The 9,737-nt window shown below is 51.7% G+C and carries 9 protein-coding genes; 3 read left to right on the forward strand and 6 right to left on the reverse strand.

Annotated elements, in window-relative coordinates; genetic code table 11:
• Window positions 1-250 precede the first annotated feature (250 nt).
• From rimI to msrA, 5 genes are all read right to left on the reverse strand, one after another.
• Entirely contained in the window at window positions 251-790 is a 540-nt protein-coding gene (gene rimI, locus IT781_RS17880; protein WP_194971537.1) for a ribosomal protein S18-alanine N-acetyltransferase, read from the reverse strand.
• Window positions 791-792: 2 nt separating this feature from the next.
• Complete coding sequence (locus IT781_RS17885) at window positions 793-1,509, reverse strand: uracil-DNA glycosylase family protein (RefSeq protein ID WP_194971538.1); 717 nt, start codon at window positions 1,507-1,509, stop codon at window positions 793-795.
• Window positions 1,510-1,526: 17 nt separating this feature from the next.
• Window positions 1,527-3,071 carry a 2-isopropylmalate synthase gene (locus IT781_RS17890; protein WP_194971539.1) on the reverse strand — a complete coding sequence of 515 codons (1,545 nt, stop codon included), beginning with the start codon at window positions 3,069-3,071 and terminating at the stop codon, window positions 1,527-1,529.
• 244 nt (window positions 3,072-3,315) lie between these two features.
• The gene (gene pssA / locus IT781_RS17895) at window positions 3,316-4,059 is read right to left on the reverse strand and encodes a CDP-diacylglycerol--serine O-phosphatidyltransferase (RefSeq protein WP_194971540.1); all 744 of its coding nucleotides are present in this window, start codon (window positions 4,057-4,059) and stop codon (window positions 3,316-3,318) included.
• Window positions 4,060-4,246: 187 nt separating this feature from the next.
• A complete protein-coding gene (msrA, locus tag IT781_RS17900; RefSeq protein ID WP_194971541.1) occupies window positions 4,247-4,894 on the reverse strand; it encodes a peptide-methionine (S)-S-oxide reductase MsrA in 648 nt (215 codons plus the stop codon).
• A 95-nt stretch (window positions 4,895-4,989) separates the two neighbouring features.
• Here msrA and hslO point away from each other — a divergent pair, with 95 nt between their 5' ends.
• Together hslO and IT781_RS17910 are read left to right on the forward strand one after the other, a co-directional pair.
• Entirely contained in the window at window positions 4,990-5,859 is an 870-nt protein-coding gene (gene hslO, locus IT781_RS17905) for an Hsp33 family molecular chaperone HslO (protein ID WP_194971542.1), read from the forward strand.
• On the forward strand, window positions 5,837-6,634 hold the full coding sequence (locus IT781_RS17910; RefSeq protein WP_194971543.1) for a hypothetical protein: 798 nt from the start codon (window positions 5,837-5,839) through the stop codon (window positions 6,632-6,634). The genes hslO and IT781_RS17910 overlap by 23 nt, the downstream gene beginning before the upstream one ends.
• Window positions 6,635-6,979: 345 nt before the next feature.
• On the opposite strand, the gene IT781_RS17915 is transcribed toward IT781_RS17910, so the two are convergent.
• Window positions 6,980-8,113 (reverse strand): Glu/Leu/Phe/Val dehydrogenase, encoded by a 1,134-nt coding sequence (locus IT781_RS17915; protein WP_194971544.1) that lies wholly within the window; start codon window positions 8,111-8,113, stop codon window positions 6,980-6,982.
• Between the two features lie 640 nt (window positions 8,114-8,753).
• Between IT781_RS17915 and IT781_RS17920 the strand changes: the two genes are divergently transcribed.
• Entirely contained in the window at window positions 8,754-9,350 is a 597-nt protein-coding gene (locus IT781_RS17920) for a DedA family protein (RefSeq protein ID WP_194971545.1), read from the forward strand.
• The last annotated feature ends 387 nt before the right edge of the window (window positions 9,351-9,737 follow it).

The following is a 9,737-nucleotide window of genomic DNA, read 5'->3' on the forward strand; positions in this document are numbered from 1 at the left end:
AGGGGAATTACTTATGCCCTGCACGGTATTTGATCCGAAACACTGTTATTTTTAAAGAGGTCATTAAGTGCGAATACCCTAAAGGGCACAAGTGAATTCGCACCTACGACGGCCAGGTCATGAAGATGACCGGCAGCGGCCATGTTGGTCCGGATTATTGGCCGGGGCGGGGATGAAGCACATGTCTGACTAGCGGATCAGCCCAGTATCTAAATCGGGGAATAATAAAGCGTCCTTGCGGTACGGCTTGTTAAAAAAGCTCCAGCGCCATCATTAGCGCATCTTCGCGGCCATTTTCAGCCGGATAATAGCCTTTCCTGATGCCTATTTCGTTGAAGCCCATGTTTTCATACAGAGCGATAGCGTTTTTGTTGGAAGGCCTCACTTCCAGGAAAACGGTTTCGGCCCGTTCCCTTGCCGTTTCAATTAGATGCTCCAGCAGCTTCCGGCCAATGCCCTGGCCTTGCTCGGCAGGGTCTACGCAGAGGTTCAGAACATGCGCCTCACCGACAGCGATGGAAGCGATACAATATCCCAGCACTTTATCCTGCTCTTCGCAAACCCAGCAGTCATAGCGCGCTTTCAGGCAATCCTTGAAAATATCCTCGCCCCATGGGAATGGATAGCCTCTTTTTTCGATGGCTGCCACGCTGGGCAGATCGGATACAGCCATTCTCCTAATACGCATTAAATCCTTTCTATTTACAGAGCCGGGAAATACCTTGGCATAGAATTCCCTGTCCGCATCATAAACCAGCCAATTTTTTATCTTGTCTAACATTGCCCGCATAATCAACCTTCTGTGTACGTCTTCATCGCCAACTGTAAATCCATCCAGGCTTTGCGCTTGTCCGGCAGTGACCGTAATAAATAGGCGGGATGATAAACCACAACGACCGGCGTTTCATCTAAAGTATGCACTTTGCCTCTGAGCCTGGCTAGCGGGGCCTCGGTTTTTAACAAGGCCTGGGCGGCAATACGCCCTACAGCCAGGATGATCCTGGGCTGAACAAGCGCCCGCTGCCGTTGCAGATACGCATGGCAGGCGTCAATCTCGTCCGGTTTGGGGTCGCGATTGCCGGGCGGCCGGCATTTCAAAATATTGGCGATGAAGACATCCTCCCGGGCCAGTCCCAGCGCGCGCAACATTTCCGTCAGCAACTGTCCGGCCTTGCCGACAAATGGCTGGCCTTGCAGATCTTCGCTTTGTCCGGGCGCTTCGCCGATCACCATCCAGTCGGCCTGTTTATTGCCGGTGCCGAAAACGGTCTGGGTACGCGTCTCGCATAAAGCGCATTTCCGGCACGCCGCCACTTCGGCTTGCAGAGACTCCCAGTTATCCGGTCCAGGTTGCGCCGGCTCATGATCAGTCGGCGCTAGTGCGGCAGCCTCCGGCGCTGCATTATCAATGAGCAGCTGCTCATCCCTGTCGGGCGCAGGCGCGGCTCTGGGAACCCAGATATCGATGCCCATCGCCTCCAGATATTGCAAGCGCAGCGCGTTATCCATGACAGTTCACTAAAAGGCTAAACATCACCTTTCTGCGGATGCCGGCGCTGATTCGGCGTCTGCAGCTTATTGATGGCGTTGACATAGGCTTTCGCCGAAGCAATCACGATATCCGTATCGGCGCCCAGGCCATTGACGATGCGGCCTGCTTTTTCAATGCGTACCGTGACTTCGCCCTGGGCGTCGGTGCCGTTGGTAATGTTGTTGACTGAATAAAGCTCCAGTGCGGCCCCGGATTGCACGATCTCTTCGATGGCTTTAAGGCTGGCATCGACAGCGCCGCTGCCGCTGGCCTTGCCCATGATTTCCTGATTGTCGATGCGCAGGGCGACCGTCGCGTTAGGAATTTCGCCGGTTTCGGAGCAGACCTTCAGCGAAATCAACTTGACATGTTCGTCTTCGGCTTCGAAACCGACTTCCGATATCAGCGCCTGCAGGTCTTCATCGAAGATATCATGCTTTTTGTCAGCCAGTTGCTTGAAGCGGAAAAAGGCATCGTTCAACTCTTCTTCGGAAGAAAATTCAAAGCCCAGTTCAGTCATGCGGCTCTTGAAGGCATTGCGGCCGGAGTGTTTGCCCATGACCATGCGGTTGGCTGTCCAGCCGACATCCTCGGCGCGCATGATTTCATAAGTTTCGCGGCTTTTCAGCACGCCGTCCTGGTGAATGCCGGATTCGTGCGCGAAGGCATTGGCGCCGACGATGGCCTTGTTGGGCTGCACAGGGAAGCCGGTAATCGACGAGACCAGTTTTGAACAGGTGACGATCTCGCGCGTATCGATGGCGGTCTGGCAGGCAAACACATCCTGACGGGTGCGGACCGCCATGACGACTTCTTCCAGCGAGGCATTGCCGGCGCGCTCGCCCAGGCCGTTGATCGTGCATTCAATCTGGCGCGCGCCGTTCATGACAGCCGACAGGGAATTGGCAACGGCCAGTCCCAGGTCATTATGGCAATGGACCGAGAAAATGGCCTTGTCCGAATTCGGGATGCGCCTGATCAGGTTGGCGATCGTCTCGCCGAACTGTTGCGGAATACTGTAGCCGACCGTATCGGGGATGTTTAGCGTCGTGGCGCCGGCATCGATGACAGCTTCAAGAATACGGCACAGAAAGTCCTCTTCCGAACGTCCGGCGTCTTCGGCTGAAAATTCGACGTCATCGGTATACTGCCGCGCGCGTTTTACGGCTCTGACCGCATACTCGATCACTTGCTCCGGCTCCATCTGCAGTTTCATCTGCATATGAATCGGCGATGTCGCGATAAACGTATGGATGCGCGAACGGTTGGCGCCTTTAAGCGCCTCGCCGGCGCGGTCGATATCCTTGTCCAGCGCTCTGGCCAGACCGCATACGGTACTGTCTTTCACGGCTTTGGCCACGGCCTGAACGGCTTCGAAGTCGCCGATGCTGGCGATAGGGAAGCCGGCTTCGATAACATCTACTCTCAAACGCTCCAGCGCCTTGCCAATCCTGACTTTTTCATCACGCGTCATGGAAGCGCCTGGGCTTTGTTCGCCATCGCGCAAGGTAGTATCGAATATAATTAACTTGTCTTTCATAGGGGCTCCATGCATGGAGAACTATCAGCGGTTCCGCTGATAGCGATTAGTAAAGAGGGTTTAAACAAAGTAAGAGAGAAGAATGCGCCCGTCAGGGCAGGAATCTTAAAGATAGACACAGCAATGCGCGCGGCTCTGGCCCGTCAGGCAGGGTGACAGTAAAAACGTTGTTAAAAGGCATAACGGGCTGGATGGACATGATCATGACTATACGCGAATGACACGGGGCTCTCAAGCAGATTTTTTACGGTTTGCGCCCCTGCAGCCGGCGCTTGCGCATGACCAGCGTAATGACCGGCCCTGAAATCGCGTACGCCAAAAATAATGCAAACAGCATGATCTGAGGCTGTGCCATCACGAAAGCGATGCCCAGCATAACGGCAGTGGCCACAACAAATGGCACTTTGCCTTTCAAATCGATTTCCTTGAAGCTGGAATAGCGAAAGTTGCTGACCATCAGCAATCCCGTGCTGATCATCAACACGATAGCGACATATTTAAGCATTTCAATGTCATAGCCATATTCCAGACAGATCCAGATAAATCCAGCCGGAATGGCGGCCGCAGCCGGGCTGGGCAACCCCTGAAAATAACGCTTGTCGGCAGATTCGACCTGGGTATTGAAACGCGCCAGCCTCAAGGCGCCGCCGGCCATATGAACGAAGGCCGCGAACAGGCCCAGCTTGCCGAGGCTGGAAAAAGCCCACATATACATGACCAGAGCCGGCGCCGCGCCGAACGAAATCATGTCCGACAGACTGTCGTATTGCACGCCGAATTCGCTCTGCGTATTGGTCAGGCGCGCCACGCGGCCATCGAGTCCATCCAGCACCATCGCAACAAAAATAGAAATGGCTGCGGTTTCGTATCGTCCGCCCATCGCCGAGGTAATGGCATAGAAGCCGGCAAACATGGCTCCCGTAGTGAACAGGTTAGGTAACAGATAAATGCCACGGCGGCGGCGATTCGGGCGCTTTTCAGAGGTCATAAAGGTCAATCGGTCCTTGCTTTGTCTATAAATAAAAAACAGTGTACGGAATTATACAATGAGCCCACCGGACGGGCATAAATTAATAACCGGCGCCGGGCAATGATCCGGCACTTCCATACAGGCAGTATCAATCAGTATTATGACCGCTTCATGTCTGATTCCATACAGAACATCGGGTATTGTTCTAATCCTCGTATCGGGGGCGTCCGCTGAGCTCAATCGGTATCACACAGGAATAACCCATGGGCCTCTTGGCCAGGTATTGCTGATGATAGTCCTCGGCGTAATAGAATTCTCCGGCCGGCCGAATTTCGGTTGTTATTTCTCCGCGTCCTGCCTCTGTGAGGCGCTGCTGGTAATGGTCTCTTGACTCAAGTGCTTCCTCGAATTGCTCACGAGTGTAAGTGTATATGCCTGAGCGATATTGCGTACCGATGTCAGGACCTTGCCGCATGCCCAGGGTTGGATCGTGGGCTTCCCAGAACAGCTTCAGCAGTTCGCTATACGAGGTCAAAGCCGAATCGTAAATGACCTTTACGACTTCGGCATGGCCGGTCAGTCCCGTGCAGACTTCCTCGTAAGTCGGGTTGGGCGTATAGCCGCCGCTGTAGCCGACAGCCGTGCTGTATATGTGCGGATGCTCCCAGAATTTCTGCTCCGCGCCCCAGAAGCAGCCCAGGCCAAACAAGGCCTGTTCCATGCCGGGCGGGAATGGCGGCAGGATTGGATTGCCGGTAACGAAGTGATGATTGATGACGGGCATCGGTGTATCACGGCCGGGCAATGCGTTCGCCGGGTCTGGCAGTACGAGCTTTTTTGATGAGATAATCATAGCTATAGCCCTTCGTAGGTGGATTAGGAACTGTTTGAACACAGGTTACTCTGATCTGATATGAGAATAAAGCACATACAATTAACTGGAGAATCATGATAGAGCAAGATGTTTTGCGCCGCTTTTTATTCGAAGACATGGGCGTGCGTGGTGAATGGGTCAAGCTGAGGGACAGCTGGCAAGCGGCGAAGGCGCATCAGCAAGGCCCGCAAAACGTGATGCAGCAGTTGGGGCAGGCGCTGGCGGCGGTCACGATGTTGTCCGCGACCGTCAAATTCAGAGGTTCGATGATTATGCAGGCGCAGGGCGACGGCGACCTGAAAACGCTGGTAGCGCAGTGCACGCATGATCGAAAAATCAGAGGGCTGGTAAGAAGCGCCGACAGGGCGTCAGGCAGTACGCTGGAGCAGATGTTCGGACACGGGCGCCTGGTGCTGACCATAGAGCCTGAAAAAGGCGAGCCTTATCAAGGCATCGTGCCGCTGCAGGGCGCAGGTCTTGCAAATGCCCTGGAAACTTATTTTACGCAGTCGGAGCAGTTGCGCACCCGGCTGTGGCTGTTCGCCAACGATATGCAGGCGGTCGGTTTGCTGTTGCAGGAGCTGCCGGCTCAGCAGAGTTACCGGTCTGACTGGGACCACATCGAGATGCTGGCAAACACCGTGACTGAGCAGGAGCTGATGACGCTCGATTGCGGACAGATGCTGCATCGTCTGTTTCATGAGGAAAAAGTCAGACTGTTCGATTCCGAGCCGGTTGAATTCAAATGCGCCTGTTCCCGCGAAAGACTGGAACGGACCTTGTTGGCGCTCGGGCGGGCGGAGCTGGAAAGCATTCTGACAGAGCGGGATGTCATTGAAGTGGGCTGCGAATTCTGCGGTGCCCACTATCATTTTGACAAGGTTGACGTGGAAGGCATTCTGTCCCAAGAGAAGACAGCGAATGGACCCGAAACGCGGCATTAATAGCGTCGTCATGAAGCGAGGACTCCGCCTAATCGGCCTGCTGGCGCTGGCCGTTTCATTGACCGGCTGCATTTACTGGCTGCGAGCCTATCAGACTTATCTGCAAATGGGCGAATTCGACCGCTACTTTAGCGTGGCGGCGGCCGATGATTTTACGCTGGAATTTAAAAAGCCGATCATGTACAGTCAGGATTTTGTATCGCTGGCCAAGCTGTATCCCAGCGAGAATGATGCAACTCCGGAAGGGCGGCGCTTCCGGTACTGGTTTCGCAAGGTCGATAGCCACAACCAGGTGATTAAGCCTGAGATCAAGTTTTATTCCGAATTGACTTTCAACAAGGAAGACCGCATCACCTCCTGGTCTTTCTCGCCTTTGTTCCTGCAAATCGCGCCACCGAAGTTTCTGGAAGTGTCGCTGCGTTCGATCGGCGGCGCCGAGATCGATAAGGAAAAACAGCAGCTCCGCGCCAATACTGACCTGCTAGAAAAGATTTCCGCCGATCTGCCCAGGAAGCCGGCGGTCGTCGCGCATTTGGGCGCGCCGCTGGAAGTGCAGGTGGAAAAAGAAAACGAAGTGTATATCTATCATTTTCTGCTGGAAACCCATGGCATAGAAGAGGGCTATGAAGACCGCGCCTTAAGCGAGGTAAAACTGACTTTCGATAAATCGACTCAGGAACTGGTCAGAATGGCCGGGCGTTTCGCGGGCCTTAAGGTATCGATCAATTACCGGAAGTTTCTTGATAATGCCAGTGAATCGGCAAAAGCTTCATAAACCGGCGTATCTGCGCCTCGCTCGTCAATTTTTAAAAGCCTTGGCGAGCGCCTGCTTTCAGTCGGCACCATCCCCATCAATGCGATTCGAATCGCAACAGAAGATGCGTACTCATTAAGTCGTATCGACAGGTGAATGAGAGGGATTTATGGATATTAAGAATGAACAATTAGCGTGTAGGCAGGCTAGGTTGCCAAACCCAGCATGGGCGGCCGAAATGCTGGGTTAGCAATCCAGCCTGCCGCCGCTAAAAGCTGCGATGTTTGGCGTGGCAAACGGGATAAAATCTTCCTTGCGTAACATCATTTTTAAGAAATGTTGTTTGGTCAATGACCGGTTCGATTTCTAATTGAAATGCGGCGCTGATGAAAAAAGCGACCAGCGCCGTAAGGACATGGCTTTTTTAAGGCGGTCGGTAGCCATTTGTATAGCCGCCTCACGAGGAGGAATATTTTGCCTTTGGGAAATTTCCAAAACTTTTTCCGTATTTTGTCTGACTTTTTCCTCTATGGTTTGTAATGCGGTTGTTACCGTCGCGCCGTGGTACTCTTCCGCACCGCAGATGACGCCGCCTGCGTTGGCAATGAAGTCAGGAATGCACATGACGCCTTTTTCAAACAATTGCTTTTCAGCGCCATCGGTAACCGGAATATTGGCGCCTTGCACAATCAAGCGGGTTTTGAGCCGGTGTACATTGTCTTCATTAATAACATCGGGACGGGCGGCAGGGATCCAGATATCGCATTCTATATCGATAATCTCATCCATCTCCAGACGTTTGCCATCAGGATAATCGGCAACACTTTTACCTTCATTTTTAAGCGCGCACAGCGCTGATATATCCAAACCTTCCGGGTTGTAGATAGTGCCGCGGCTGTCATTGGCGGCAATTAATTTTGCACCCTGTCCGGATAAAAACCGGGCGGCATGCTTGCCGACAGAACCGAAGCCCTGAATCACGACTTTCGCATCTTTCAAATCAAAATTCAGATAACGCAACGCAACGCCTGCCGCATGATATACGCCCCAGGCTGTCGCACCGATTTCATCCAAAGGAATGCCGCCCAGCTCTCTTGGCAAGCCGATAGCTCGGCCGTTTTCGTCCTTGACCCAGGCCATGCATTCTTCATCTGTACCCATATCCGGTCCAAAGATATAGGATTCTTCATTACGCAGCGACGCAGCGGCGGCACGTATGATCTGCTGTTTTTGGTGTTTGGGCATTTTGGGATCACCGTAAATAACCATTTTGCCCCCGCCGTGAGACAGGCCGGCGGCGGCATTTTTGAAAGTCATGGCCCGCGCAAGACGAAAACATTCATCAAGGCTAACATCCATGGCTATGCGCACTCCGCCGATAGAAGGGCCCATGGCGACATTATCCACGACCAGTATCCCTTTCAGGCCGGCGGAAGGCTCATAGATATGAATGATTTTTGCAGGCCCTATTTCATCAGCATATTTGAAAAGATCTTGCATGCTATGCCTCTATTTATTTTTGATTCAGAAAGCGACATGATTTGAGTTATTTACTGATGTTATGCAGTTGTAAGGTCGAATTCATTCGACTCAGGACAACCCGTGATATACAAGCACTGCGAATAAATTCGCAGTGCAGACCTGAATCACCCGGCGCGCCAGAAACGATTTGTGCGTAACATCAGTTATTCAGAACTGATGTTACGTTCTTAAAATTTAAGACATGAATTACTTAACTTAAGTTTTTAGCAACATGTTCATTTTGAAATTTCTCGTGACAGGACCGTATTGTCTATTAATCCCTGTTTGACAGCTTATTGTTTTATATAAAAACACGGGAAAGCGGTAAAGCTGTTTGCCTGCAAGGCAGGGGCAATCAGGATTAGATACAGCCATCAAGCCCGGCACATTCTGTCCTTTGAAATATTCATGCCGCGCCTTTGAAACCGGAGCGCGATTATGAGCGTTCAGCCAAAGTTTTCTTTAGTTGGTTGCTTTGATCGCTCTATTACCCTATAGTCTTTTGTTTATGTCCAATCAGGCTGTATGCCTTGATGGGTGATTGCATAATAGATGAAGCTCTGTGTGTACATGGTCATGGTTGCAGTTGGAGCGGTATCTCACTGAAATTTAAAGTTTAATGGAAGAGTTATTTATCGGTTGGCTCAAGGAATACGGTTACATTATCCTGTTCTTGTGGTCCATATTAGAAGGTGAAATCGGCCTGATCATGGCCGGAATCATGTCTCATACTGGCGATATGCAGTACTTCATGGCGGTTTTCGTGGCCGGCCTTGGCGGTTTCGCCGGTGATCAAATTTATTTTTATATCGGCCGTTTTAACAAAGGCTTTATTCAGCGCAGACTGCATAACCAGCGGCGCAAATTTGCGATTGCGCATTTGCTGCTGAAAAAATACGGCTGGCCCATTATTTTCATGCAGCGCTATATGTATGGTTTGCGTACCGTCATTCCCATGTCGATAGGTATCACCAAATACTCGGCAAAGCAGTTTGCGTTGATCAATCTGCTCAGCGCTTGGGTATGGGCGGCGATTACGATAACCCCGGCCTATTTTTTTGGCGCGGAAATATTGAACATACTGGCCGTAGCCAAGCAGCATTGGTATTTCGCGCTGCCCGTAGCAGGCGCTTTTCTTTACGCGGTTTATACCTATTTCCACAAACTGGAGCAGCATTTATTGCAAAAGCGCCAGAACCGTTTCTCGGATTCATAGCGAGACGGAAAGAATTTTTGAATCCCGCTAAAACATTTTTCATCACCAAGCTCACGAATCACTGAATGGGCAAATGACCGGATCATTCTCTATCTGTGCATGCCGTTCGTGATTTTCGCGATCATTCTGTATCTAAAATTTCATAATTTTGTAAGCATTGGCGACGAAATTAATGGGCGAAAATAGGTCATGGTTTCCGCTCAATTGTTGTGCTTTTTTCCTGTCTCTACCCGTTCTGGCCCAGCAGGCTAGGGCGTGCCATGGCGTTAGCCTTAGTACGGTTTATTTATCCTGGTCAGGTTTTAGAAAGAGCGGCTGTTTACGATGCACGCGTAAAAATGTGATTACCGAGGGAAACTGACGGACTAATTACCGAGGGACTTTGTC

The sequence above is a fragment of the Methylobacter sp. BlB1 genome, assembly GCF_015476545.1.
Taxonomy (GTDB): Bacteria; Pseudomonadota; Gammaproteobacteria; order Methylococcales; family Methylomonadaceae; genus Methylobacter.